26 protein-coding genes and 2 pseudogenes are annotated in these 25,861 nt (G+C 54.0%); 13 read left to right on the plus strand and 15 right to left on the minus strand.

What is annotated here, in order from left to right:
* Nucleotides 1-271: 271 nt before the first annotated feature.
* Complete coding sequence (gene queD, locus ACI7MX_RS22395; protein ID WP_314492264.1) at nt 272-628, minus strand: 6-carboxytetrahydropterin synthase QueD; 357 nt, start codon at nt 626-628, stop codon at nt 272-274.
* Between the two features lie 210 nt (nt 629-838).
* On the opposite strand from queD, the gene ACI7MX_RS22400 reads away from it, so the two are divergent.
* Genes ACI7MX_RS22400 through ACI7MX_RS22410 form a run of 3 tightly spaced genes read left to right on the plus strand, consistent with a single transcriptional unit; the run spans nt 839 to nt 3,137 of the window.
* Entirely contained in the window at nt 839-1,153 is a 315-nt protein-coding gene (locus ACI7MX_RS22400; RefSeq protein WP_314492261.1) for a PepSY domain-containing protein, read from the plus strand.
* Nucleotides 1,153-1,821: a response regulator transcription factor gene (locus ACI7MX_RS22405; protein WP_405591738.1), complete on the plus strand. Its 669-nt coding sequence runs from the start codon at nt 1,153-1,155 to the stop codon at nt 1,819-1,821. Before ACI7MX_RS22400 ends, ACI7MX_RS22405 begins: the two co-directional genes overlap by 1 nt.
* The gene (locus ACI7MX_RS22410; protein ID WP_405591741.1) at nt 1,818-3,137 is read left to right on the plus strand and encodes an ATP-binding protein; all 1,320 of its coding nucleotides are present in this window, start codon (nt 1,818-1,820) and stop codon (nt 3,135-3,137) included. Before ACI7MX_RS22405 ends, ACI7MX_RS22410 begins: the two co-directional genes overlap by 4 nt.
* Nucleotides 3,138-3,186: 49 nt before the next feature.
* Here ACI7MX_RS22410 and ACI7MX_RS22415 read toward each other — a convergent pair whose 3' ends face one another.
* The gene (locus ACI7MX_RS22415; protein WP_405591781.1) at nt 3,187-3,942 is read right to left on the minus strand and encodes a methyl-accepting chemotaxis protein; all 756 of its coding nucleotides are present in this window, start codon (nt 3,940-3,942) and stop codon (nt 3,187-3,189) included.
* Between the two features lie 102 nt (nt 3,943-4,044).
* Nucleotides 4,045-5,334 (minus strand): annotated as a pseudogene (locus ACI7MX_RS22420) (HAMP domain-containing protein); the annotation flags it as partial.
* A gap of 314 nt (nt 5,335-5,648) precedes the next feature.
* On the opposite strand from ACI7MX_RS22420, the gene ACI7MX_RS22425 reads away from it, so the two are divergent.
* Nucleotides 5,649-6,968, plus strand: coding sequence for a Na+/H+ antiporter NhaC family protein (locus tag ACI7MX_RS22425; protein WP_314492250.1), 1,320 nt, complete (start codon nt 5,649-5,651; stop codon nt 6,966-6,968).
* A 23-nt stretch (nt 6,969-6,991) separates the two neighbouring features.
* Here the strand turns inward: ACI7MX_RS22425 and ACI7MX_RS22430 are convergent, their stop codons facing one another.
* Nucleotides 6,992-7,852 (minus strand): pirin family protein, encoded by an 861-nt coding sequence (locus ACI7MX_RS22430; protein WP_405591745.1) that lies wholly within the window; start codon nt 7,850-7,852, stop codon nt 6,992-6,994.
* A gap of 64 nt (nt 7,853-7,916) precedes the next feature.
* Complete coding sequence (locus tag ACI7MX_RS22435) at nt 7,917-8,333, minus strand: OsmC family protein (protein ID WP_405591748.1); 417 nt, start codon at nt 8,331-8,333, stop codon at nt 7,917-7,919.
* Nucleotides 8,334-8,491: 158 nt separating this feature from the next.
* Here ACI7MX_RS22435 and ACI7MX_RS22440 point away from each other — a divergent pair, with 158 nt between their 5' ends.
* Nucleotides 8,492-9,475: an amidohydrolase family protein gene (locus ACI7MX_RS22440; RefSeq protein WP_405591784.1), complete on the plus strand. Its 984-nt coding sequence runs from the start codon at nt 8,492-8,494 to the stop codon at nt 9,473-9,475.
* A 66-nt stretch (nt 9,476-9,541) separates the two neighbouring features.
* Here ACI7MX_RS22440 and fabB read toward each other — a convergent pair whose 3' ends face one another.
* The 3 genes from fabB to ACI7MX_RS22455 all read right to left on the minus strand — a co-directional run bounded on the left by fabB (nt 9,542) and on the right by ACI7MX_RS22455 (nt 13,425).
* Nucleotides 9,542-10,762: a beta-ketoacyl-ACP synthase I gene (gene fabB / locus ACI7MX_RS22445; protein WP_122783887.1), complete on the minus strand. Its 1,221-nt coding sequence runs from the start codon at nt 10,760-10,762 to the stop codon at nt 9,542-9,544.
* An 11-nt stretch (nt 10,763-10,773) separates the two neighbouring features.
* Nucleotides 10,774-11,289: a 3-hydroxyacyl-[acyl-carrier-protein] dehydratase FabA gene (fabA, locus tag ACI7MX_RS22450; RefSeq protein ID WP_122783886.1), complete on the minus strand. Its 516-nt coding sequence runs from the start codon at nt 11,287-11,289 to the stop codon at nt 10,774-10,776.
* Nucleotides 11,290-11,526: 237 nt separating this feature from the next.
* Nucleotides 11,527-13,425: an ATP-binding protein gene (locus ACI7MX_RS22455; protein ID WP_314490913.1), complete on the minus strand. Its 1,899-nt coding sequence runs from the start codon at nt 13,423-13,425 to the stop codon at nt 11,527-11,529.
* 268 nt (nt 13,426-13,693) lie between these two features.
* Between ACI7MX_RS22455 and ACI7MX_RS22460 the strand changes: the two genes are divergently transcribed.
* The 8 genes from ACI7MX_RS22460 to ACI7MX_RS22495 all read left to right on the plus strand — a co-directional run bounded on the left by ACI7MX_RS22460 (nt 13,694) and on the right by ACI7MX_RS22495 (nt 19,928).
* Nucleotides 13,694-14,719: an NAD(P)H-dependent glycerol-3-phosphate dehydrogenase gene (locus ACI7MX_RS22460; protein WP_314490916.1), complete on the plus strand. Its 1,026-nt coding sequence runs from the start codon at nt 13,694-13,696 to the stop codon at nt 14,717-14,719.
* A 15-nt stretch (nt 14,720-14,734) separates the two neighbouring features.
* Nucleotides 14,735-15,058: a DUF4389 domain-containing protein gene (locus ACI7MX_RS22465; RefSeq protein WP_405591753.1), complete on the plus strand. Its 324-nt coding sequence runs from the start codon at nt 14,735-14,737 to the stop codon at nt 15,056-15,058.
* Nucleotides 15,055-15,504, plus strand: a complete 450-nt coding sequence (sixA, locus tag ACI7MX_RS22470; RefSeq protein ID WP_314490922.1) for a phosphohistidine phosphatase SixA — start codon at nt 15,055-15,057, stop codon at nt 15,502-15,504. The genes ACI7MX_RS22465 and sixA overlap by 4 nt, the downstream gene beginning before the upstream one ends.
* Before the next feature lie 115 nt (nt 15,505-15,619).
* Nucleotides 15,620-16,063, plus strand: coding sequence for a hotdog fold thioesterase (locus ACI7MX_RS22475; RefSeq protein WP_314490926.1), 444 nt, complete (start codon nt 15,620-15,622; stop codon nt 16,061-16,063).
* A gap of 109 nt (nt 16,064-16,172) precedes the next feature.
* A complete protein-coding gene (locus ACI7MX_RS22480; RefSeq protein ID WP_314490930.1) occupies nt 16,173-16,973 on the plus strand; it encodes an alpha/beta hydrolase in 801 nt (266 codons plus the stop codon).
* 12 nt (nt 16,974-16,985) lie between these two features.
* Nucleotides 16,986-17,840 carry an alpha/beta hydrolase gene (locus ACI7MX_RS22485; RefSeq protein ID WP_314490932.1) on the plus strand — a complete coding sequence of 285 codons (855 nt, stop codon included), beginning with the start codon at nt 16,986-16,988 and terminating at the stop codon, nt 17,838-17,840.
* A 145-nt stretch (nt 17,841-17,985) separates the two neighbouring features.
* Complete coding sequence (locus ACI7MX_RS22490) at nt 17,986-18,804, plus strand: DUF4892 domain-containing protein (RefSeq protein WP_405591759.1); 819 nt, start codon at nt 17,986-17,988, stop codon at nt 18,802-18,804.
* A 74-nt stretch (nt 18,805-18,878) separates the two neighbouring features.
* On the plus strand, nt 18,879-19,928 hold the full coding sequence (locus ACI7MX_RS22495) for an AI-2E family transporter (RefSeq protein ID WP_405591762.1): 1,050 nt from the start codon (nt 18,879-18,881) through the stop codon (nt 19,926-19,928).
* A gap of 1 nt (nt 19,929) precedes the next feature.
* Here ACI7MX_RS22495 and ACI7MX_RS22500 read toward each other — a convergent pair whose 3' ends face one another.
* From ACI7MX_RS22500 to ACI7MX_RS22530, 7 genes and pseudogenes are all read right to left on the minus strand, one after another.
* Nucleotides 19,930-20,400, minus strand: a complete 471-nt coding sequence (locus tag ACI7MX_RS22500) for an RNA methyltransferase (protein ID WP_060696952.1) — start codon at nt 20,398-20,400, stop codon at nt 19,930-19,932.
* A 104-nt stretch (nt 20,401-20,504) separates the two neighbouring features.
* On the minus strand, nt 20,505-21,902 hold the full coding sequence (locus ACI7MX_RS22505; RefSeq protein ID WP_405591766.1) for an MATE family efflux transporter: 1,398 nt from the start codon (nt 21,900-21,902) through the stop codon (nt 20,505-20,507).
* Between the two features lie 99 nt (nt 21,903-22,001).
* Complete coding sequence (locus ACI7MX_RS22510) at nt 22,002-23,033, minus strand: hypothetical protein (protein ID WP_405591769.1); 1,032 nt, start codon at nt 23,031-23,033, stop codon at nt 22,002-22,004.
* 102 nt (nt 23,034-23,135) lie between these two features.
* The gene (locus tag ACI7MX_RS22515) at nt 23,136-23,543 is read right to left on the minus strand and encodes a hypothetical protein (RefSeq protein ID WP_405591772.1); all 408 of its coding nucleotides are present in this window, start codon (nt 23,541-23,543) and stop codon (nt 23,136-23,138) included.
* Nucleotides 23,544-23,609: 66 nt separating this feature from the next.
* Nucleotides 23,610-24,017, minus strand: coding sequence for a hypothetical protein (locus ACI7MX_RS22520; protein ID WP_405591775.1), 408 nt, complete (start codon nt 24,015-24,017; stop codon nt 23,610-23,612).
* A 102-nt stretch (nt 24,018-24,119) separates the two neighbouring features.
* The gene (locus tag ACI7MX_RS22525; protein ID WP_405591778.1) at nt 24,120-24,941 is read right to left on the minus strand and encodes a tetratricopeptide repeat protein; all 822 of its coding nucleotides are present in this window, start codon (nt 24,939-24,941) and stop codon (nt 24,120-24,122) included.
* Nucleotides 24,942-25,048: 107 nt separating this feature from the next.
* Nucleotides 25,049-25,861 (minus strand): annotated as a pseudogene (locus ACI7MX_RS22530) (hypothetical protein); the annotation flags it as partial.

Here is a 25,861-nt window from a genome sequence, read left to right on the forward strand (position 1 = left end):
AGTGAAACGATGCATCGCCGATGGTAGTGTGGGGTTTCCCCATGTGAGAGTAGGTCATCGTCAAGATTAAATTCCAAACCCCCTGTCTGCTCACGCAGACAGGGGGTTTGTTTTTGTGCGCGAAAAAACCTTAGTAGAAGTTCTCGACTTTTGTCAGGTGGTTGGCATCTGTAAAGGATTTCATGCGTCACGTAAGGTCAATTATTTTGGCGTTGCTCGATACTTAAATACAAAAAAACCACCTCATTAGGTGGTTTTTTGCGGATAGTTCTTAATCACCGTAATAAATACAGCCACTTGTGCAGGTTTCATGGATGCGAATTGCAGACAGTTCTGGAAGCAGTGGCTTGAGTTGTTGCCAAATCCACTTTGCCAAAACTTCGCTGGTCGGGTTTTCCAGTCCAGGGATGTCGTTCAAATAGTTATGATCAAGTAGCTCGTAAAGCGGTTTGAAAATGGCTTTTATTTCCGAGAAATCACGAATCCAGCCCGTAGCAGGATCAACGTCACCGCTTAAGTGAATTGCAACCTTAAACGAATGACCGTGCAATCGGCCGCATTTATGGCCTGCCGATACGTAAGGTAATTTATGCGCCGATTCGAAGGTGAACTCTTTGAAAATTTCCACAGTGTTGATTGCTCTTGAATAGATGGCTATCGCCTAAGGGACGAATGCAGGCCTGCAGTTTAGCAGCTAACCCCATACGTGCGGAATTCGCCCTTATGGACGCGCCGTTATCAGGTTAGCAAATTCAGTTTCACTTAAGCCTGCATCTCTATGATCAAATCTTTGCGATACTGGAAGCAGGCGATCAAGCGGAGGCCAGCGAGACAAGTGATGACAGTGAATGTGCGAGTTGGCAGGGTTGCTGCGCTGATGCTTTGTGTATTCTGCTCTTTGGCCTCTGCACGTGATTTAGGGCAGGACGAGGCCTTGCGTTTACGTCAGAGAGGCGCAATTTTGCCATTGGAACAACTCCTGCAACAGGTTCTGCAGCGTTACCCGGGTTCCAAGCTTTTGGAGGCCGAGCTGGAGGAAAAGCACGATGTTTATGTGTATGAAGTCGAGTTGTTAACGTCGGCTGGAATTGTGCGTGAAATAAAGCTTGATGCCAGTAATGGCCGTTTGCTCAAAGATGAGGAAGATGATTAATGAGGCTGCTGTTGGTAGAGGATCACGTTCCCTTGGCTGACCAGCTGATGGCGAGTCTGTCTCGCCAGGGTTACGCGGTGGATTGGTTGGCCGATGGGCGTGATGCTCTTTATCAGGGTAAAAGTGAGCCGTATGATTTAATTATTCTTGATCTGGGGCTGCCGGGACTGTCTGGAATCGATTTGCTTAAGCAGTGGCGGGCTGAAGGTCTGTCTATACCGGTGCTCGTTTTAACCGCGCGAAGTTCTTGGTCAGAGCGCATTGACGGTCTTAAAGCCGGTGCTGATGACTATGTCACCAAACCTTTTCATCCTGAAGAACTGCAACTGCGTGTGCAGGCGTTATTGCGGCGATCTCACGGGCAGGTGAATCAACCGCTTTTGAAGTCTGCGGGCCTTCAACTCGATGAATCGCGTCAATGCGCAATCAATGAAGGCGAAGAAGTGCAATTGACCTCTTCCGAGTTTCGCCTTCTGCGTTATTTTATGCTGCACCCTCAACAAATTCTTTCCAAGAGTCATTTAGCAGAACATCTTTACGACGGTGAGACGGAGCGCGACTCTAACGTTCTGGAAGTCCATGTGAATCACTTGCGACGCAAACTCGGGCGAGCGGTGATAGAAACACGCCGTGGGCAAGGGTATATATTTGGCGCTGGCGAGCAGTGAAGTCCATTCAGCGGCGTTTGAGTCTGGGTTTAATCAGTGCTCTGTTGATTGCCGGCCTAGTGGTGGGGCAAGTCAGTATCTGGTTATTTGAAAACGGTCTTCAGCGCTATTTGGAATCAGGTTTGCAAAACGACAGCGAAAATCTGTTGATTGCGTTGAGCCGAACGCCTCAAGGCTTACAGTTGGATGAGCGTCGAATATCTCCTGCCTATCAGCGGCCTTTTTCAGGCCATTATTTCAGTATTGCCTTCGGTGATACGCATTGGCGTTCCCGCTCGTTGTGGGATGCTCAATTACCTCAACCCAGCCACCCCGGGTTGGATCGAGCGCTGGAACCTGGGCCGGATGGCCAGATGTTGCTTGTTTTAAACAGCAATTATCAGCGCTTTGGCCAAACGGTCTCCATCACAGTGGCTCAGGACTACACACCCATTCGAAAAAGCTTCCAGCAAGTTCAGCGAGTGGGTTTAAGCATCTGGGTAGTTGCTCTGATCGTGATCTTGCTCCTCCAACGGTTAACGGTACGAACGGCCTTAAGGCCTTTGGAAACCGCTCGCAAACAGATAGTTCAATTACAGGCGGGGCAACGTTCTCAGCTTGATGAACAGGTTCCTCGGGAGCTTGAGCCGTTAGTGACGCAGATAAATCACTTGTTGATTCACACCGAAGACAACTTGAAACGCTCGCGTAATGCCATTGGCAATTTGGGGCACGCATTAAAAACGCCATTAGCAGTGTTGTTCAGTCTGGCGAAAGATCCACGCCTTGCTGATTACCCCCAGATCCAGAACACCCTGAGCGAACAACTTGAATCCATACAACAACGCATGAGTCGCGAACTGAATCGTGCTCGTTTGGCGGGGGATGCGCTTCCAGGCGCTCACTTTGAAGCAGATGCTGAACTCCCAGGCTTGATGGCTACCCTCGGCATGATTTACGGCGAGCATCTCGATCTAAAATTTAATGTCCCTCCTGGGCTTAACATGCCATGGGATCGTGAGGACATGCTCGAATTGCTCGGTAATTTATTGGATAACGCCTGCAAATGGGCAGACTCTCAGGTTGAGCTAAGAATAGCCCAGAGAGAGAACGAGTTTGAGATCGAAGTACAAGATGATGGCCCTGGTATTCCTGAATCAGAGCGAGATCAAGTGTTCACCCGAGGAACCCGGCTGGACGAGCAAACCAGTGGTCATGGTTTGGGATTGGGCATTGTGAGGGATGTCGTTGAAGCGTGGGGAGGGGAGATGCAACTGTCTACAGGGGCACTGGGCGGGTTGTCAGTATTGATTAAATTGCAGGTACGCGTCCGATAACGGTGACGGGTCATACGAGGCCAGTCACCGTTCAGCCGGAGCGAATAGCCTAGACGCGAAACTGATCCATCAAAGTCTGCTGTTGATTCGCCAGAGTATTCAGTGATTGACTGACCCGTGCAGATTCGTTGGCCTGCTCGGACAATGACTCCGTAACATCGCGGATAGTGGCCACATTGCTGTTGATCTCTTCGGCCACTGCACTTTGTTCTTCCGCGGCGCTGGCAATCTGCAGGTTCATGTCCGTAATCACAGTGACGGCTTCACCGATCTGTTGCAGAGCCGTTACCGCCTGACTTACTTGCTCAACGCTGCCTTGGGCTTGGCGATGGCTATTGCTCATTGAGCTGACGACTTCCTGAGTGCCCACTTGCAACTGTTCGATCACTTGCCGGGTTTCTTCGACCGACTCTTGTGTTCGGCGGGCCAGGTTGCGAACTTCGTCGGCCACCACCGCAAAACCTCGGCCGGCTTCACCTGCACGCGCCGCTTCAATGGCAGCATTCAATGCCAGTAAATTGGTTTGCTCGGCGATGGCACGAATGACTTCCAGTACCGAACCGATTTTCTCACTATTGGCCGCCAGTCCTTGTACTTGAGTCATGGCCACGCTCATGTCAGCGGCCAGAACATCGATGCTGGATGTGGTGCGATCAATGATGGTCAGTCCTTGGCGAGTAGCTTGGTCTGCGTCCCGCGCAGCCTGAGCAGCTTGGGCCGCGCTGCGGGCAACATCTTGTGCAGTGGCACTCATTTCATGGGATGCGGTGGCAGCCTGATCAACCTGGCGGTATTGCTGCTCCATGCCTGCGCTGGTCTGGCTGGCGATGGCTGCTGACTGATCAGCTGTGTTGCGAGCATCCTGCACTGAGCGTTTTACCTCAGCAATGACGGGTTGTAACTTGTCGAGGAAGCGGTTGAACCAGCCGGCCAATTGGCCCAACTCGTCTTTTTTGTCATAGGCCAGGCGTCGTGTCAGATCGCCTTCACCGCTGGCAATATCTTCCAGCATATGGGCAACGCCCAGAATCGGGCGTGTGACGCTGCGAGCCATCAGCCATATCAGTAGCAAGCCGATGATCGCTGCAAGCGACCCCAGACTCAGTTCAATGAGGGCGCCGCCGCGATTACGAGTTTCTAGTTCAGCTTGCAACGCTTGCGCAGGACCAACCAGCACTTTTTCAGGCACGTCCAGCAATACGCCCCATGGCTTGCTGCCGGGAATGGGGTTAAATGGAGTTAGTATCTTAAGACGTTCATGCGCATGCAGGCTTTGCGGCTGATTACCAGTGGCCATCAGTTTTATCAGTTGTGCGCCATCATCGACGTCTACTTGATCAAGGCGTTGTGCCAGTTTGCTTGCATCCTTGCTGAAGCCTGCCAATATGCCTGCCGAACTGACAATGCTGACATTGGTTTGCCCGTCATAAAGCTTTTGACTCGCCAGTTTGCTAATGGCTTGCAGGCTATTGAGGTTGATATCAACCGAAAGCGAAGCGATCAGCTTGCCATTAACCAGCAGTGGAAAAACGATGCTGGTCATCAATACATTTTGACCATCGATCTCGTAGAAATATGGCTCGATAATGCATGGCTTAAGTGTTTCTCGAGGGCAAGTGAACCACGAGTTATTAGCTTGCCCACTGGGGCCGGTGCTGGTGTCAGCTAGATCGGCTTCCGGCAATGCCGTCGAGGTCAGCTTGCCGGGCGTGGGTTGCGACCAATAGAGGGAAAAGCGGCCTTTATCATTGCTGCCCAGCTCTTTTTGATGGTCAAACAACGCATCCTTGCTATCCAATGCGTTGGCTTCAAACACTAGGGACAAGCCCAGCAAATCAGGGTTAGCTTGTAATGCTGCCTTTACCTGACGGGTAAGGTCTTCACGCAGGTCAAAGGCATCCAGAAAACGCTTTTCCGATTGCTCACGTAAAAACAGGACCTGGCGTGCGAAACCATTGCCGTATTGATAGGCATCCATAAACTGACGACTGATTGCCAGCGCCTGAGCTTCACCTTGGGCTTCAATGCGCGCCTTGGCCGATTCATTGAGCATCTGTGTACTCGAAGCTTCTACAAGTTGGGTTGTGTAATCCATGCGATAAAGCGAAAGTCCAACCAGCAAAGCTACGATACTGAGTAGGCAAAGTCCGGAGAGGAGGGAGATTTTCCACTGGATGGAAAGCTGTCTGATCGACATGGAGACATCCTAAATAGAGGCTTTGACTGTTAGCGGCTGCCAACGGTTTTTCTTTACTGCGATCTCTACTTTTTAAGCGTCTGCATTCATCTTCGATCAAATACTTAAACCTGTGAAATACAAGGGTCAGGGCTCTTGGTGGGACGGGCTGTGGAGGTCTTAAGGCTTCACTTTGACAAGGCGTTCATGCTGCTGCAAAGTGTTCGCCCTCAAATATGTCCTTCCTTCAGAACCGGCGACTGAAACAGCAGTCCTGCGTCCGGAATTTCCCGCTTTACGGTGTTTATCGTGGTGCGCTCTATGAGGTTGTAAAGATGAATGCAGTAATTGCAGCGGTCGGCATCATGCTTGTGCTTAGCCTTTCCCGTGTGCATGTGGTGATCGCTCTTATCGTAGGGGCTGTCGTTGGCGGTCTCGTGGGCGGATTAGGCGTTGAAGCAACGCTCAATGCGTTCAATAGCGGGCTTGGCGGTGGTGCTCAAGTCGCGTTGTCATACGCCATGTTGGGAGCTTTCGCAGTCGCCATCGCTAAATCAGGTCTGGCCCATGCCCTGGCCGATAAAGCCCTGGTCATGGTCAACAAGCAGCAAGCTGCCGGTGGCAATCGGATCAAATGGCTTTTGATTGGCTTATTGCTGGTGGTTGCGATTTGCTCGCAAAACATCTTGCCGATCCATATCGCATTTATCCCTTTGTTGGTTCCACCTCTGCTTTATGTGTTGACCAAGCTAAAAATTGACCGCCGTTTGGTCGCCTGTGTGATGACATTTGGCCTGATCACGCCGTATATGTTTTTACCCGTGGGCTTTGGCAATATCTTCCTCAATCAAATTTTGCTCGCGAACGTGCGCAATAGCGGAGTGGATGTCAGCCAGGTCAATGTCACCCATGCGATGGCCATTCCTGCGTTGGGCATGTTGTTTGGCTTGTTGGTAGCCGTATTTATCAGCTATCGCAAAAAACGCGAGTATGACTTGGCCAAAATTGAGCAGGTCGAGCAGGTAGCGGTCAGGTATAACCCGCTGACATTGATCGTGGCCGGAGTTGCCATTGCCGCCGCGTTTATCATCCAGCTGTGGCTGGGTTCGATGATCATCGGCGCTCTGGCGGGTTTTTTGATTTTCTCGGCTTCAGGAATTGTGCGCTGGCGTGAGACCGACGACCTGTTCACCGAAGGTATGAAAATGATGGCCATGATTGGTTTTATCATGATCGCGGCCTCAGGTTTTGCTGAGGTGATGAAGGCAACGGGTGAAGTTAAGTCTCTGGTGGAAGCATCCGCCGGCTGGATAAACCACAACAAAGGAATTGGCGCACTCTTGATGTTGTTGGTCGGGCTACTGGTGACCATGGGCATCGGTTCGTCGTTTTCGACTGTGCCCATTTTGGCGGCTATTTTTGTTCCCTTGTGTGTGCAGCTTGGGTTTAGCCCGATGGCCATTGTTTGTATCGTCGGAACCGCAGGGGCCTTGGGTGACGCGGGTTCACCTGCGTCTGACTCTACCTTGGGACCGACCTCCGGCCTGAACATTGACGGCCAGCATCACCATATATGGGATACCGTCGTGCCTACGTTCCTGCACTACAACTTGCCGTTACTGGCCTTTGGCTGGGTGGCGGCAATGGTTCTGTAAAAATAACGAGCTGCGGCAAGCACTCATGGCAGTTCAATCCGACCGTTTTCACCAGGAACGGTCGGCCAATCGCCTGCCGCCCAGCGCGCTCTGGCCTGATCTATCAGCGCCGGACTACTGGCAACAAAGTTCCAGTTCATGCGCCTCGGGCCGTCCAGCGCAGCGCCTCCAATCAATACCAGGTGGCAATCCCGCTCTGCGAACACTGTAGCCTGCTGCTCGGTAGGCAGAAGCACAAGGCAGTGGGGCTCGATAGCTTGGCCATCCAGTCGAACATCACCTTCCAGTACATAAAGCGCGCGCTCAGGATGTTCCGTCGGAATTAGGAGCGTGGTGGCTGTCTGCATATGTACTTCGGCATACAGGGTGGGCGAGAGTACGGGTACAGGGGCGGTCAGTCCAAACCCGGTACCTGCGATCAGACGAATCTGGACACCTGAGCTGTCACTGACGGGCAAGCTGTCGGCCGTGTGATGGCTGTACAGCCCGGAACCTTGTTCATCTTTTATGGGGGAGGCCAGCCACACTTGCAGCCCATGTAAGGTTGAGCCTTGAGCCCTCAGCGCGCTGGGCGTTCGTTCAACATGGGCGATCGCCGCACCTGCCGTCATCCAGCTGACTTCGCCAGGGCTGACGAGCTGGTCCGAGCCCAAGCTGTCCTTGTGCAGCAGCTGCCCTTCAAATAAATAGGTCAGCGTCGACAGGCCGATATGTGGATGCTGCCGAATATTCATCCCTTGGCCAGGCCCATAGCGTGTTAGAAGCATATGATCGAAAAATACGAAAGGCCCAACGCTGCGGCATTTGGCTGTGGGCAGGGGGCGTAGGATCGATTGGCCTTCGACTTCTTCAGCTCGGGGGCGAATCACGGTCAAGGAATCCATCGTGCAGTACCGGCAGAGGAGAAGCGTTGAGCATAACCCAACGCCTTATGACCCTGTTTCTGGATTACTGACTGAAAGCACCTTCAGATAGATGAGTCTCGATGGTGATATCGGCGGTAGTCATCAGTTTATGAACAGGACACTTATCAGCCACTCTGTGCAGTTCATCGCGTTGAGCATCGGTCAAAACGCCTTTAAGTGTCAGTTTGACATGCAGCGCGTATTTGCCCTGCTGCTCCTCAGTGGCGTCGTGTTTGACTTCCACTGTGACTCCGGTCAACGGAATGTCCTTCTTTTGCGCATAGAGCTTGACCGTCAGTGCTTTGCACGCGCCCAGAGCGGCATCGAAATAATCATGGGGAGAGGGGGCCGAGCTTTCGCCGCCCATTGTTTTGGGCAAATCAGTGAACACTTCGTGCTCGTCGATCTTGATGCTGTGGCGAAAGCTGTCGTGAGACACGGTATTTACGGTAACAGTCATGGCAAACCTCACAGTGGCAGAGATAAAGGTCCTGATCTTTATAGAGCATGTTGCGCGTTGTGCGTTCCCTTTGATCGCTTGCTGAACCTGTAAGCCTCGCCGCAGGTCTACAGAGACTACGGGAGAGGAGAGTTAAGGTGCGATTGAAACACTCTGTGCTGGCTTTGGCGCTGTTGACTGCAAGTGCATGGGTTCAAGCCAGGGACTATGCCTACAGCGATGCCCACCTTCACTACGTCGATTTCTTCCAGGAAACCGAGGGCATGAGTACGTTACTTCAGGTCATGGCCAGGAATCGCATTGATCATGTGATGATTTCCGGTATTCCGGTCGCCAAAAAATGGCACGAGGACGAGCCCAAGCGTCCTCGTTATTATGCCGGCGACGATGCTGATGCCTATTGGTATAGCGCAACGGATGTATGGGTTGCGACGGCTGTCAGGCAGTTGACTGCAGAGCAGAGCAAGCATTTTCATCCGTTTCTGTCAGGGTTTAATCCAAATGACAAAAACTCGGCGGCTCACATACAGCGCATGCTCGATCTGGATCCTGGGTTGTGGCAGGGCATCGGTGAAGTCTTCACGCGCCATGACGACCTGACGGCCCTCATTTCCGGTGATACTCCGCGCGCCAACAATGAAGCGCTGAGCAAGGTCTACGCGCTGGCCGCGAAGCATGATTTACCCGTTTTAGTGCATTCCAACATTACCTCCAAGCGAGAGCGCAATCCGCTGTATCTGGCCGAGATTGAGGAGCCGCTGACCCTGCATCCTGATACCCGATTCATTTGGGCACATGCGGGCACCAGCGCTGAAATTCATCGGCACCAGACGCAAATGCCGTTCTTGCTGCCCGAGCTGACACGTCTATTGGCTAAATACCCTAACCTGTATATAGACCTTTCCTGGAGCATGCTCACGCCGTATCTGCTGGATGAAAACGGTAAGGCCAGGCCTGAATGGGTCGCGCTGGTAGAGCGCTTCCCGGAGCGATTTATGCTGGGGTCAGATGTGGTAGGCCGCTTTGACAAACTGGGTGAGGAATTAAAGAGTTTTGATCCCTTTCTCGATGCTCTGACTGAAAGCGTCGCCCATAAAGTAGCCAAGGATAATTTTGTGTCCGTGCTGCCCAAGCAGCGCTAACCGGTTTCTTACAGACAAAAAAAGCCCCGAATTCTCGGGGCTTTTTTTATGTCGCGAACGGACGGCTTATTGGCCAGTCCAGCGCTTCAGTACCAGAGTGGCGTTAGTGCCGCCGAAACCGAAGCTGTTGCTCATCACGTTGTTCAACGTGACGTCTTCGCGAGTTTTGGTCAGGATCGGCATATCGGCTACAACCGGATCCAGCTCTTCGATGTTGGCAGAACCGGCAATGAAGTTGCCTTCCATCATCAGCAAGCAGTAGATCGCTTCGTGAACGCCTGCGGCGCCCAGCGAGTGACCCGACAGGCTTTTAGTCGAGCTGATTGCAGGGGCTTTGTCACCGAACACCGCACGAACACCTTCCATTTCCTTGGCGTCGCCTACCGGAGTAGAAGTGCCGTGGGTGTTGAGGTAATCGATCGGGCCATCAACTGTTGCCATTGCCATCTGCATGCAGCGGATAGCGCCTTCGCCGCTTGGAGCTACCATGTCATAGCCGTCAGACGTGGCGCCGTAGCCAACGATCTCAGCGTAGATTTTGGCGCCGCGAGCCAGAGCGTGTTCCAGTTCTTCAACGACAACCATGCCGCCACCACCGGCAATAACAAAACCGTCACGGTTTTTGTCATATGCACGGGATGCTTTTTCAGGCGTGTCGTTATATTGAGTGGACAGGGCGCCCATGGCGTCGAACAGGAACGATTGGCTCCAATGTTCTTCTTCGCCGCCGCCGGCAAAAACGATGTCCTGTTTGCCCAGCTGGATTTGTTCAACTGCGGTGCCGATGCAGTGAGCACTGGTGGCGCAGGCGGAAGAGATCGAGTAGTTCACGCCCTTGATCTTGAAGGGCGTGGCCAGGCAGGCGGAAACGGTGCTGCCCATGGTCCGCGTTACACGGTACGGACCTACACGCTTGACGCCTTTTTCACGCAGGATGTCCAGCGCTTCCATCTGGTTCAAGGTCGATGCGCCGCCGGAACCGGCGATCAGGCCAGTACGCGGGTTGGAGACTTGCTCCTCGGTCAGACCCGAATCAGTAATGGCGTCTTTCATGGCCAGATAGGCGTAAGCCGCTGCATGGCCGACGAAGCGATAAATCTTGCGATCGATCAGTTCTTCGAGAGGCAGGTCAATGGAGCCGGAAACCTGGCTACGCAGACCCATTTCAGCATATTCCGGATTGAATCGGATGCCAGGTCGACTTGCACGCAGGTTAGCGGAGACGGTCTCTTTGTCATTGCCCAAGCACGAAACGATGCCCAGACCAGTGATAACGACGCGACGCATGCGGATAACCCTTAGAAGTTTTCAGTGGAAGTAAAAACGCCGACTCGAAGGCCTTCGGCGGTATAGATCTCGCGACCATCTACGCTCACCGAACCATCGGCAATGGCCAGGTTCAGCTTGCCGCGCAGGACGCGTTTGATATGAATGTTGTAGGTGATCTTTTTAGCGGTTGGCAACACTTGGCCGAAAAACTTCACTTCGCCTGAACCCAGTGCGCGACCGCGGCCCGGCAAGCCTTGCCAGCCGAGGAAAAAGCCGACCAGCTGCCACATGGCATCAAGGCCCAGGCAGCCCGGCATGACTGGATCGCCTTCAAAGTGGCAAGCAAAGAACCACAGGTCTGGATTGATATCCAGCTCGGCGACCAATTCACCTTTGCCGTACTTGCCACCCTCGTCACTGATATGGGTAATGCGATCGACCATCAGCATGTTAGGGGCGGGCAGTTGCGCGTTACCCGGGCCAAAAAGTTCGCCGCGGCTACAGCGCAGCAGATCTTCCCGAGTAAAGGCGTTTTGTTTGGTCATGCGAGCTCCTCAATAATCCCATGCGGCAGGTGGGGCAATTCTTCCCGACCAACTGAAACGTTCATGTATCAGTTCGCCAGCCTACACATAGACTATTGCGTTGTAGTGAAAGTCACAGCGTCAAGGACAAGAATGTACACTTGTTCACTGAAAATTTAAATCAGGCCGGTTCAGGGGCCCATCAGGGTGCCTAAGACTGCCGCACTTTTGTATTTAACGCCAGTAATTAGCCATAAATCACTGGACCCAGCGTTGCAGAATTTCTTCAAGATCCGCCCGTTTGAACGGCTTGGCGAGGTAATCGTTCATTCCGGCTTCCAGGCAAGCTTCTCTATCCCCCTGTAAAGCGTTGGCGGTCAGGGCGATGATTGGAACAGTCGCGCAGCCTGGTAATTGACGGATCTGCCGGGTGGCTTCATAACCATCAATGATCGGTAGCCGGCAATCCATCAAAATGGCGGCGTAGCGGTCAGTGTTGGCGCGGTGAATTGCCTGGGCGCCATCACTGACCACGCATACCTCGTATCCCAGTCCTACCAGTACAGCCTCAATAACGGTTTGATTGACCCGATTGTCTTCGACCAGCAGGATGATGCGGCCCGCCATTTGTCTTGCCTGCGCCGTCAGATCGGGTCCGTTGTTCAAAGGCGCAGAGTGATGAAGCTCCAGCGGAATTTCCAGGGTGAACACGGAGCCTTGAGCTGTTTCACTTTTGGCATGCAGAGTGCCACCCATGCGCTCTGCCAGCGTACGCGCGATGGGCAGCCCCAGCCCGGTCCCGCCATAGCGGCGCGAAATGGAGCTGTCTGCTTGCTGGAATGCGTTAAACATAGATTCGAGCTTGTCGGTACTGATGCCAATGCCACTGTCGCGCACCGTACAGGTAAACCAGATCAACTCATGGTCCAGCGGCTGCCAGTGCGGCTCGATGCTGATCTGACCCTGCTCGGTAAACTTCAAGGCATTGCCGATCAGATTGACCAGGATTTGCCGAATACGGGTGGGGTCACCCAGAACGTGCAGCTTGTTCAACCCCTCGGGGATGACTAACTGCAGCTGCAAGCCGCGTTGCCCGGCGGTGTGATGAAACGCCTGAGCACAGTTGCTGACCAGGTCTGCGAGATTGAACGGAATGTTTTCGAGTTCGAGTGCCGAACGTTCGATTCTCGAGAAGTCGAGGATGTCGTTGATGACTTTTAGCAGGTGTTCGGTCGATTCCGAGGCAAGGGCAGCGTACTCGGCCTGCTCCTCAGTCATTTCAGTGGTTTCCATTAACTGAAGCATCCCTAGAACGCCATTCATCGGGGTGCGTAATTCGTGACTCATCATTGCCAGAAAGTCAGTTTTCGCGCTGTTGGCGCGTTCCGCTTCTTCACGTGCCTGAATCAATTGAGCAATAGCGGATTGTTGCTCGCGGCTGGCTTTGGCCAGGCCGTCGGCCAAATTATTGATATGTTGGGCCAGACTGCCTAATTCGCCATCATCGACCACAGGCAAGGGCGTTTTGTAGTCGCCTCGCTGGATGGCATTGACTGCGTTGCTCATGGCCATGATGGGTCTGGACAGGTTGGAAGCCAGGCGCCGGGCAAGTAGATAGGTAAAGCCAAGTGCAAAAAGCGCCAGAATCACGGCTTTCAGCAGGATTTCTTGCTGGCGCTTGCTGAATGCTTGGTTGGACATGCCCACCCGCACCTTACCCAAGTAATCCTCGTCCGGAGCCGAAGCCTGCCGGTTGCTCAATACAAAAGCATTGCCAGCGGCATTTCTTTGCAAACGAACGGGGGCCTGAAAGACTTCTGTCGGTGTGGCTTGATCTTCAGGTGATACCGGTTGTTCAGCATGGACCAGTACGTTGTTGTTACGGTCCTGTACCTGCACAAACTGTACATGCGGTGTGTTTAGCGAGGCTTTTACCAGGGTATCCAGAACTTGTGCGTTACCGGTGATTACCCCGTATTCAGTGGCAGGTGCCAACTGGTTGGCTATCAATTGGCCAGTGTGATTCATCTCCTGACGCAAGTCTTGAATGCGTACAAAGGTAAAAAAACTGATCAACAGCAACGTCAGTAGAAGCGCCGGCCCGAGGCTCATCATTTGTGTGCGGGTGTGTATGCCCCAGCGGCGGCGAGCGATCATTAACACAGCGCTCCGTTTGTCTTGCGCATGGCCCCGGATGTATTGCCCATGTGTTCGCTCATCCTTGACGATGAAGTCAGCCAATTTCGTGGGCAGGACGGCTGCCTCATTCTTTTAAGTTGCCGGCAGTATGTTAACTGAGCTGACTCGCTTTTCCAGCCATCACGCTTCATTTTCCGGTATCTGAAACGTTCAAACTCTCGCCTTGCAGGATGTGCTCCGTATAATGCCGCCATTGCCAACCGCTAGACAAATGACGGGACTACAGATGACTGAACAGCGCGCTATTGCGGTCTTGGGAGGCGGAAGCTTTGGCACTGCCGTGGCCAACTTGCTGGCAGAAAATGGTCATCGCGTACGCCAGTGGATGCGCGATCCCGAGCAGGCCGAGGCGATCCGGCTTAATCGAGAAAATCCCCGTTACCTTAAAGGCATCAAAATTCATCCCGATGTTGAGCCGGTTACAGACCTGCAAGCGACACTCGATGACTGTGATCTGTGTTTTGTGGCGTTACCTTCCAGCGCCTTGCGCAATGTGCTGGCCGAACATGCCGAGCGCTTGAGCGGAAAAATGCTGGTCAGCCTGACCAAAGGGATTGAACCACACAGTTTCAAACTGATGAGTGAAATCCTTGAGGAAATAGCTCCGCAAGCCCGAATCGGCGTTCTGTCCGGGCCTAATCTGGCGCGTGAGGTGGCGGAACATGCACTGACAGCGACCGTCGTGGCCAGCGCCGATGAAGCGCTGTGCACCCGTGTCCAAGCGGCACTGCATGGCCGTACTTTCCGGGTATACGCCAGTGCTGACCGTTTTGGCGTGGAGTTGGGCGGGGCGTTAAAAAACGTCTACGCGATTATGGCCGGCATGGCCGTGGCGTTGGGGATGGGTGAAAACACCAAGAGTATGCTGATTACCCGCGCGCTTGCAGAAATGACCCGCTTTGCGGTCAGCCAGGGGGCCAATCCGATGACTTTTTTGGGGCTGGCAGGTGTCGGTGATTTGATAGTGACCTGTTCGTCCCCCAAAAGCCGTAATTATCAAGTGGGTTATGCCTTGGGGCAGGGCTTGAGTCTTGAAGAAGCTGTCACGCGTTTGGGTGAAGTTGCCGAGGGTGTCAACACGCTCAAAGTGCTCAAGGTGAAGGCGCAGGAATTGAATGTTTACATGCCACTGGTTGCCGGCTTACACGCAGTCCTTTTTGAAGGCCGCACACTCGCGCAGGTCATTGAGTTACTGATGCGCGCCGAACCCAAGACCGATGTCGACTTTATCTCTCCCAGTGGTTTTAACTAAACGAAGGAGCAGCACATGAATGATTCTAAAAATGCACCGAAGTACGAGTCCATTGTTTTGCGTGTGCTCTGGATGCTGGTCTTCCTCCTGGTCTGGCAAGTCGCACAGTTGGTGCTTGGCGGCCTGGTGCTGGTGCAACTGATATTCCGACTGGTCTATGGTGCGCCCAATGGCGGGCTGATGAACTTTGGCGACAGTCTTAGCCAATACCTCGCGCAAATTGGCCGCTTTGGCAGCTTTCACACCGAGCAAAAGCCGTGGCCGTTTGCTGATTGGCCGACTGCGCGTGCACCAGAAGGTGGGGCACCGTATGTGGCCAGCACCGAGAGCAAGCCATGAAACTATGGGTTTTACGTCACGGAGAAGCCGAGCCATACGCCCGGCGAGATGCTGAGCGCGAACTGACTGCTCGAGGGTGTGAACAGGTGCGGTGCAGTGCGGCTCAACTACTGGGCAAGCCACTGGATCGCATCTGGGTCAGTCCCTATGTGCGGGCGCAGCAAACCGCCGCGCTGGTCTGTGAAGTGCTGGGGTTTAGGGGGGAGTTGAAAACCGTGCTGTGGCTGACGCCAGACAGCGAACCCAAATATGCCGCCAGTCAACTACCTGATGATGGGCATCTTCTTTTGGTGAGTCACCAGCCTTTCGTGGGCGACCTGATCAGCCTGCTTCAATTCGGTCATATGCGTCAGCCGCAGCCCATGAAAACAGCCAGCCTTGCAGAACTTGAAGGTGAGTGGCCTCTGGCCGGCAGCATGACGCTTCTGAGTGTGGTTAATCCCTGACACGCTCTCAGGAAGTAAAAACAGGTTCCAGTACAGGGCGGTTGCACAAAGGGCGCGGTGTGAAACATAGTTCAGGTCATATAGCCCCCAGCACTCTCTGACCAAGGAATGCCCCATGAGTATGTGGACACGCGTGCCCGATTTGGCACACCTCAACGCGATGCGTAAAAACACCATTTGCGACGTGCTCGATATCACGTTCGATGCGTACGACGATGAGTCAATCACGGCAAGCATGGTGGTTGACCATCGCACCCACCAGCCTTTCGGTTTGCTGCATGGCGGTGCTTCCGTGGTTCTGGCTGAAACCTTGGGTTCGATGGCCAGTTACCTGTGCATCGATGCCCAAAAGTTTTATTGCGTGGGACTTGAGGTCAACGCAAACCACCTGCGCGGCGTGCGCAGCGGTCGGGTCAGTGCGGTCGCGCGGCCAGTTCATATGGGGCGCACTACCCATGTGTGGGACATTCGTCTGACAGACGACAGCGGTAAACTCAACTGCATTTCGCGACTGACCATAGCGATCGTGCCGTTAGGTGACGCGCCGCCTGCGAGGTGATAGTGGTCTAGCCGTGGCCGGAGTGGCGTCACTCATGGCGTATCTATGAGTTGTTATAAGGGGGGTTCCTGCAGACAATATGGCGTATTCCTATATTTGGACGCCTTGTATGTCTAGGCAGGTTTTTTTCGCCCACGCCAACGGTTTTCCATCGGCCACCTACGGTAAATTATTTGATGCCCTCGCTCCGGACTTCTCGGTTACTCATCTACCTCTGCACGGGCATGATCCACGTTTTCCAGTAGACAACAATTGGCACAATCTGGTGGATGAGCTGATTTTTCATCTGCAACAGCAAAGTGGCCCTGTGTTGGGTGTAGGCCATTCAATGGGCGGGATGCTGCACCTGCATGCGGCTTTGCGCTGTCCGCATTTGTACAAAGGTGTGGTCATGCTGGACTCACCGGTGTTGAGCTTGATGGACCAGTGGGTGATTCGAGCCGCCAAGCGATTTGGTTTTATCGACCGTCTGACCCCTGCCGGGCGTACCTTGGGGCGTCGTGAGGAGTTTGCCGATCACGCAGCGGCCAGGGAATACTTTGCCAGCAAGTCGCTGTTTCGCAGTTTCGACCCCGAGTGTTTTGAGGCATATCTGGCGCATGGTCTGCATCCGGTCGAAGATTGCTTGCGCTTGCGCTTTGACCCGGCAACAGAAATTAACATCTACCGGGGTGTTCCTCACACCAGTCCCGGCAGTGCACGCCATCTGCAAGTACCTTTGACAGTGGTCTCCGGCCGAGAGAGTCGTGTGGTCATGCGCCATCATGCCAAGGCCGTAGCGCGCATGCGCAACGGCGAGTCAATGAGTGTGCCGGGCGGGCATATGTTCCCGCTGGAGCGACCCCATGACACCGCGACCTTGCTCAAAGAGATTTTTGCCCGCTGGGCGCTTCGTCATTCTGGACATTAAAGAGCCTATTGCATGAGTTTTGTGGTTGAAGAAATCCGCTTGAGCCTTCCGCATATCGAGCTTGCCGCGCATATTTTCGGCCCCGAAGACGGGTTGCCGGTCATAGCCCTGCATGGCTGGCTGGACAACGCCAACAGCTTTGCGCGCTTGGCACCCAGGCTTGAGGGGCTACGTATCGTCGCACTGGACTTCGCCGGGCATGGTCATTCGGATCACCGGCCGAGTGGAGCAGGCTATGCGCTAGCGGACTATGCCTTTGATGTGTTGCGCGTGGCAGAGCAATTGGGCTGGAAGCGCTTTGCTCTATTGGGACATTCGTTGGGAGCGATTGTGTCAGTGGTCATTGCTGGCGCTTTCCCCGAGCGCATCACGCACCTGGCACTGATTGACGGCATTTTGCTGCGTAGCGGCCCCGCAGAGGATGCAGCCCGGCAAATGGGCAAAGCTCTGCAAGCGCAGCTTGACCTCCAAAACAAGCGCAAATCGGTGCACCCAACACTGGAGCGGGCGATTGAAGCGCGGATGAAAGGCATGGTTGCGGTCAGTCGAGAAGCCGCAGAGCTTTTGGCCCAGCGTGGGCTGATGCCCGTGCCCGGGGGCTATAGCTGGCGCAGTGACAGTCGCCTGACCTTGCCGTCGCCTGTGCGCCTGACTGACGAGCAGGCCATGTCATTTGTTCAGCGAGTGGCGTGCCCGACGACATTGGTCGTGGCTGAGCAGGGCATGTTGATTGATCATCCCGAGTTGCTGGATCGTCTACCCTTCACCTTTGAACGGTTGCCCGGGGGGCATCATTTGCACCTGAATGACGAGGCGGGCGCCATCCTTGTTGCAGACTGTTTCAATCGGTTCTTCGCTGCTCCTTGACTTGCGGCAACCAACTGCCGAGGCTTGGCGGGTTGAAATAGGAGACAACCATGATAGATCTCTATACCGCTGCGACCTCGAAAGGCCATCCGGTCTCTATCGCATGGATGCACAATGACATGTCACCGCTGCGTGGCATGCGCCGATGAAGCATACTGCCCGCCTTATCCTGGCGTTGGGTTTGGCCTGTTCAAGTCCTTTACTGTGGGCCGCCGATATTCCCGGCAGCCATGACTTGCCGGGTGTGCCGCGCCTGGCCGACGCACAAATCGTCGATTACATCGTTCGCCCTGATGTAGAACGTATTTACCCGTTGGGTTCGATTCGCAAAATCAGTGGTCGATTGCGCTTTGAAGCACAGCTCAACACCCGCGGTCAGACCACCGCAGTGACTTACGAATTGCCTGCTGAACACAGTGCAACCGAAGCATTCACGGCTGCGCGTGAAGCCCTGCAAGCACAAGGCGCAGAATTGCTGTTCTGGTGCCAGGCGCGGGATTGTGGTGAAAGCAGCCTATGGGCAAATGAGGTGTTCGGTAACTCAAAACTGACGGGTTCAGATGAGCAGCAAACCTATTTGTTGTTGCGTCGGGCTGCCCCCGAGCAGAACCAGCTGGTTGCCTTGTACGGCATCAATCGGGGCAACCGCAAAGCCTATTTGCATGTCGAACAAATGCAGGCGAGCACCGACCTTGGTGAGCTGTTGCCTACCTCGGCCACCTTGCAGCGTCAGTTGAAAAGCACGGGCGAACTGGACTTACCTAAACTCACGGGTGAGCCGGATGCACAGTGGCTGACCCTGATTTCACGCGCATTGAACCTTGATACCACTTCTAGAGTCAGTTTGACCGGTAGCCAAGCCTCAGCATGGCGGGATGCACTGATCAACAAAGGTGTACGGGCCGCTCGTATGGAACTGGGCAACAGTCAAGCCAATGGCTTGCATATCGAGTTGCTGCGCTAGTCAAACAGCTACCACGGCTACACTTGGGGTAGCCGTCGTCTCTTATTTCACGTTGTATTTTGTGCGGAATACACATGCTCAATAACGATCGCCTGCTGGTGCAGATTCTGCTTCTGGTGTTGTTTGGTGCCAGTCTGTGGGTGATGGCACCGTTTTGGTCGGCTTTGTTCTGGGGCGCGGTGCTGGCGTTTGCCAGCTGGCCCTTGATGCGCTTGCTGACACGCGCCCTCAGGGGCCGTGAGTCATTGGCGGCGGGCATCCTGACGTTAGGCTGGATGCTGCTGGTGGCCGGGCCGCTGGTGTGGCTGGGGTTCAACCTGGCAGACCATGTGCGCGACGCCACCACCTTTGCCAAGGATGTACAGCTCGAAGGTTTGCCTGAGGCGCCGGCATGGTTGGCCGGTATTCCGTTGATTGGCGAACGTTTGGTGAGCATGTGGGACACCATCGACGAGCAGGGCGCCGCCTTATTGGTGACCATCAAGCCTTATCTGGGGCAGGTGGGTAACTGGTTACTGGCGCGCAGTGCGCAAATTGGTGGCGGCATTCTGGAGCTGACGCTCAGCATTGTTTTTGTCTTCTTCTTCTACCGTGACGGCCCGCGTCTGGCCGCCTTTGTGCACGGGCTGCTGGAACGACTGATCGGCGAGCGTGCTGATTACTACCAGGATTTGGTGGCTGGCACGGTCCAGCGTGTCGTCAATGGTGTTATCGGTACGGCCGCTGCACAAGCTTTGCTGGCGCTGATCGGCTTTCTGATTGCCGGCGTACCGGGTGCCCTGGTGCTGGGGCTGGCCACATTTTTGCTGAGCCTGATTCCCATGGGGCCGCCGCTGATCTGGATTCCGGCCACTGCATGGCTGGTCTGGAAAGGCCAATACGGGATGGCCATTTTCCTGGGCATTTGGGGCACGCTGATCATCAGCGGTGTCGACAACGTGCTTAAGCCTTACCTGATCAGTCGAGGTGGCAACTTGCCCTTGGTTATTGTCTTGCTGGGAGTATTCGGCGGATTGATCGCGTTTGGCTTTATCGGCCTTTTTATCGGGCCCACCTTACTGGCCATCGCCTATAGCCTGCTGGTGGACTGGAGCGCCAGCCAGCAGAACAAAGACAAGGTGTAATTCAGCCGAATTTAGGGCCGGAGCGGGTGTTGTTACCTTTGGCCAATCGGTCGTACAGCACCACATTGACCGTGGCTGCGAGATTCATGCAGCCATTGGTCGGGATATAAATAACGTCTTCGCACCACTCCAGCACGTCTTTGCCCAGCGAGCCGTCTTCGGGACCGAAAATATAGATCGCGCGATCCGGGTGAGTGTACTCAGGCAGTGAGCGCGCTCCTTCAACCATCTCGACCGCGACTGGAATGCAGCCCAGAGGAATGATCTTTTTGAGGTCATCAATGCCAATCAGGGGGATGTCCTGATGGACTTTCTTGGTATCGGTGATGAAATCACGGGCGCGTTCATAGCGCTTGCCGGTGTAAAACACTGACGCCACGCTATAGCAACCAGCCGCGCGCATCACCGAACCGACGTTTTCCGGTGATTTGGGGTTGTATAAACCAATGCAGCTGTACCGTTTGTTTGCCACGTGCCGTCGCCCTTCACAAAAAAGACGGAAGTATAACGGCACAGCACCGACAGTCGTCTCGATTCAGACCAAATAGGCACACAGAACCTCTTGAACATGACGAATCAAGCGGACCTTATCCGTTTTTTAGTCGTGCGCATAAGGCGTAGGCCCAGCATCAGCGCAGCGCAGGTCAGGCCTACAATCAAACCTTGCCACAGTCCACTTGGGCCATTGCCCTGGCCAAGCCAGTCAGTTAATCCCAGCGCGTAACCTACCGGCAAGCCTATGCCCCAATAGGCAAACAGCGTCAGGATCATGGTCATGCGGGTATCCTGATAACCGCGTAGCGCGCCGGCAGCGGTCACTTGAATGACATCGGAAAACTGATACAGCGCAGCAAACAACAACAGCATGCTCGCCACTTCAATCACCCTTGGGTCGGCGGTATACACCGTCGCAATGTGCCCCCGCAGCATCACAATCAGGCTTGCAGAAATGCACGCCCATACCAACGCCGTGCCCATGCCTGCACCGGCGACAAAGCGCGCCTCTCTGGGCTGACCGCGTCCCAATGCCTGGCCTACACGCACGGTGATCGCCATGCTCAGCGAATATGGAATCATAAACACCATCGAGCTGAAGTTCAGGGCAATCTGATGGCCCGCCACAACGGTAGCCCCCAAACTACCGATCAGCAGCGCAATCACGGCAAAAATGCTGGATTCGGCAAAAACCGCGATGCCGATGGGCAGGCCCACACTGAGCAACCGCTTGATAATTGCCCATTGCGGCCATTCAAAGCGGCTGTACACCTTGCTCGACTGATAAACCCTACCGCGAACAGTCCACACCACCATGCCCAGCGCCATAAACCACATGACAATGGCCGTCGCCCATCCGCAGCCCACGCCACCCATGGCCGGTACGCCAAAATGCCCGTAAATGAAGATGTAATTGAGCGGGATGTTCAGGGCTAGCGCGCAGAGGCCGAGTACCATGCTGGGCCGGGTTTTGCCCAAGCCATCACTGAAGTTACGCAACACGCAATACAGGCCTACGGCAGGCATTCCGCTGGCAATGCCGTGCAAGTAGCCCATGCACGGCGCAATCAAGTCAGGGGCGACGTTCATCGCATGCAGCAGCGGCTCTGCGCCAATTAACACAAACGCTGCGCATAACCCGGTCATCACCGCCAGCCAGAGGGCCTGGCGTACGATGGGGCCAATATCACTGTGGGTGTCAGCGCCAAAGCGCTGAGCGACCTTGGGTGTAGTTGCGAGCAAGATGCCTGACATCAACAGAAACACCGGTATCCAGATGGAATTGCCCAGTGCTACAGCCGCCAGATCGCGCGGCCCGACACGTCCCGCCATGACGGCATCGACAAAACCCATCGCGGTAGTGGCGACTTGAGAGACGATGATGGGCAACGCCAGCGCCAACAGGGCGCGCACCTCGTTTGTGACCCGGGTCACCCGGCTGGCGCCGCTGGAAGGCAAGTTATGTGTGACTGAATTCACAAGCGAGTATCCACAGTATTTAACGCACAAAACCGACAATTCTACGCCTGCCTCGTCGGTCGGCAAGGCTTGAATTCAGGGTGTTGAATACACCTGTGTTTAGGCCGCAAGCCCATAGCGCAAGCGGGCCTTGGATTTAGGATTGGTGATGCGCGCAATGATGGCGCACTGAGGGCACCAGTGGTTGCTGCGAATCGTCGCCAGCGCAGCTCTCCAAAAATGGCCCCGGTGGCAGACCCATTCCATGGGCGTCGAATTATTGGTGTAAGCGGTCGACAAACATTGACCGCCTCTTTTTCTGGCATCGGCTTGCGCCGTCTCAAGGGTCAGGCGCTTTTTATCGTTTGCGCAAAGAGGGCACCAGCCGCCACGTACTACACGCTTGCCCAATGCTTGCCACTCATGGCCTTGTTTGCAACGGAAGCCATAACGCTCACCCACGCCTCGGTAGGCGCCTTGACTCAAGCATTCGCCGCCGTGGCTGGCGGCTATGGCGTGCAGTCGTTCGAGGCCATTGGGCATCAGGTATTGTTCGCTTCTTTGCAACCAGGAACACCGCTTGCACCAGCTGCCGCGCAACACCTCATGACCTTGAGCGTTCCACTCGTGGCCCCTGGCGCAACGAAAAGGGTAAAAGTGAGCACTATTTTCATACACGTGGGCCAAACATTCGCCACCGCGCGCGGCAGCGGCCTGACGAATCTTGTCCATTCCGTCTTGCAGACGCAGGCGATGGCTGTGGGCACGACGCATGCATAAAGGGCAGGCAGGAGATTTGGCAACATGGCGCCCCCTGCGTTGCCACAGGTGCCCACAACTGCATTTGAACGAATACAGCGCTTGCTCGCCCTCCCATCGAGTCGACAGGCACGTTGCCCCCACCGATTGTGCAGCCTGATGGACTGCCTGCAAGCGCGCTTCCCCGGCACACTGTTTGCAGCCCGTCACATTAGCCCGCAGCAGAGCAGACGGGGGCGTAGAAATCACATGACCCTGCTGGCAGTTAAAACAATGCGCCACGTGCCAGCCACGCCACGTCGTTTCGGGGCTGGAATAACCCAATCGGTCAACTACCTGACGCAAGCGTTGTGAATGGTCTAAAACAGCATGTAATGGATTCAAGTCGTTCATAGTATTTATTGTTGTTAGTCATTAGCGTTATACACACGGCACGCATTACGGCTGCACATGTGAGTGGGAAGGCGCATGTAAAAGCACCCGTGGTCGGGATATTTACAGGGTGGAGGAGGGCTTGATTCTGAAGAGGTCGTATAAAACCAATACGCAGATGTTTATGGCAAATGAAAGGGTGAATAAAAACGCAAACAGGCGGGCCATGGCCTTGTAAAGAGTGGCTAAGGGCACACCAAAAATGATGATGGTCACGTTATGGAAATAAAATTCCACTGTGTAGACTGCGGCAAAAATACAGCCCAGCAATAAAGAAATCCCCGCTGTCGAGCCCCAGTTGTTTTTAAGGGATACGAAATATTTTCGCTCGTGGCGAAATAAAAGTACCGGGATCAGTATCGTGCAGGCCGCGCTTAATGCTGTGTCAGTGATCATGCCGGACGTGATGTAATAATTGGCTGCGATCACCAATGCAGTGTAAAGAATCACAAACAGAGTCTTGGTAGGCATCAGTGTCGCTCTCTTTTTTATTAGGGTGGCGATGGAGGATAAAATTGTCGGATGGGTAATGGGATATCAATTCCTGTTTTTGCGTAGCGCCCTAATAAAGTCATAGGCAAAGAAAACACAGGCTGTTGCGGCAACAGAGGTGAATAGCCACATGGCGACCAGTTCCCCTATCTGTAAACCATCGGTTGCATGAGGTGACCCCGTAATGCTGATGGCAAGGACGTAAACAAAGGCTTTGGCTGTGAAGAGGGCGGTGATCACCACACCCATAAAAACAGAACATCCTAGAGTGGAAATCCAGTTTTGGCTGATTAGCTTGAGGTTTTTTTGATGTCGTCCAGCGATTAGCATTGGAATGAGTGCCGCAATAGCTGCGCAAAACGCCATGCCCATCATTGAGGGTAATGGAATAAACATAATGATTATTATGCTCATGGCTAAATGCAGAATATAAAAGAGGAAGTTGGTTTTCATAGACTTTCGCGGGAGAATGTAATGGGTTATTGCGTCTGGATAGACGCTCTGGTGTTTAAGTGCGCGTTTGGATTAGTTTGTTGTGAGTCGCTTTTAGAGCCGCTATTGCTCAGGCTTCCAGCCCGGTCTGTCTGCGTCATAACCCTGGGTTGGATGGGGCGGGAGCGGGTGGTCTTTCATTAGGGTGGAGAAGCGTAAGTCCGGGTCTTTAATCAATTGATTGCGAAGGCTTCGATATAACATATGTTGTGCCTCATCAGGGGTGTACCAAAGCGCTTTGTGAGGCGGAGAATTGTCTTTGAACACCTGTGTCAAAGTGAGTGCAGCACGTGCATTTCCTTGTGATACGGCAATTTGATAGTATCGAAGTGCGAGAGGAAAGTTGCTGGCTACGTTTTCATAATATGAGCCAAGCCTGTTGTTTGCCTCTGAGTAACCTTGGCGTGCGGCGCACTGGTAGTACTGAAGACCTAATGCATCCTGGTTAGCTTCAAAGATATAAGTTTTTCCTAACTCAGTCAGTGCGGAGGGATTGCCTAGTTGGGCGGCTTTGATGAGATAGTTAAGCCCATCTGTGGCGATGTTTTTAATGCCGCTGCCATTTCCAATCATTGCCCCCATATCGTAGAACCCCTGTGGAATGCCGTCGTTAATCATGAGTTGGTAAAGGCTTATGGCTTTTTGGCTGTCCTTTTCAATACTTCCTGGCCAGCCGGTGCGATACAGTTCGGCTAGATTATGCATAGCCTTCCAATGGCCGCGTTCTATGGCTTTATTGTAGAGGGCGATGATATGGCCCCAAGGTTTGATTGTGTCTGTTTTGGCCAAGCCTACAGCTTCTCGGTACCAAGCGTCAGCAAGGGGGTCGAGGAGTGGAAGATGATCTTTCTCTTGTGTGCATTCAAAGGTACTTTGTTGAGCCATGACTGCGCCTCCAATGGTTAAGCACAAAAAAATATGAGCTTGTCAATAGTTCTCATCAGTCAACAGTTAACGCAGCTGTAAAGGGGGGGGTCGTATCCCAGAAACGAATGAGGATGCGCAATCCCCAATTCCGAGTCGCTGTGCATACTGCGGATATTGATATTGGCGGAGCTGAGCAAGGTATAAACGTCATCCACCAACAGCAGTTTTGAATGCACGTAGATGTTTTTATATCGGCTTTGATCACTGGGGCGTTGAGCTGTGCTTCAGTCTCGGCCGACATGGGCAAAGGCGGTGCACTGCCCGGAGCCGGGTCGCTGGTGGCGAGGGTCGCAATGATGATTTTCAGGCCGGGGATTTCCCTGAGTTCGTACGGCTTTTTGTCCGCATCCGTTTTGGCGGCCAGTTCGGCGATCTGTTCCGGGCTCAGGCCGTCCAGTCGTTTACCCACTTCAGGGGTGATGCCCTGCTCAAGCAAGGTATCGACCTTGGCTTGCAGTTTCTGGATTTTCTCCTGGTGGGCGGGAAGCTGGTAGGGCTGAAAAGGCGGGTTGTTTTTAAGGTGCTCAATGTCTTCCAGATGGTCCGTCAGGCTTTGGGCCAGATCCCGTTGGACCTGGGGCATGAGCTGTTCCTGACCCAGCGCCTGAAGCATTTCATAGGTGGTGCCCGAGGCGGTCTTTGTGTCGGGTGTGTTGGTGACTACGAACAGGTAGATGTCGCCCTTTGCGCCCCGGGTTTTGCGGGTTTTGGCGATGGTGCTCAAGCGCTTGGCAAAGTCGCTGTAACGGAAATACTGGTTTTCCATGTACACGTAGTCGCGGGCGTTGCCAATGGCCTTGATGTAGTGCTCAAGAATGGACTTTTCGCCGTACTGCGGCTGTGTGCGGCACACCTGCGCCACGCTGTGGGCGGTGGTG

Source organism: Pseudomonas sp. 2024-210 (assembly GCF_045062345.1).
Classification (GTDB): domain Bacteria; phylum Pseudomonadota; class Gammaproteobacteria; order Pseudomonadales; family Pseudomonadaceae; genus Aquipseudomonas.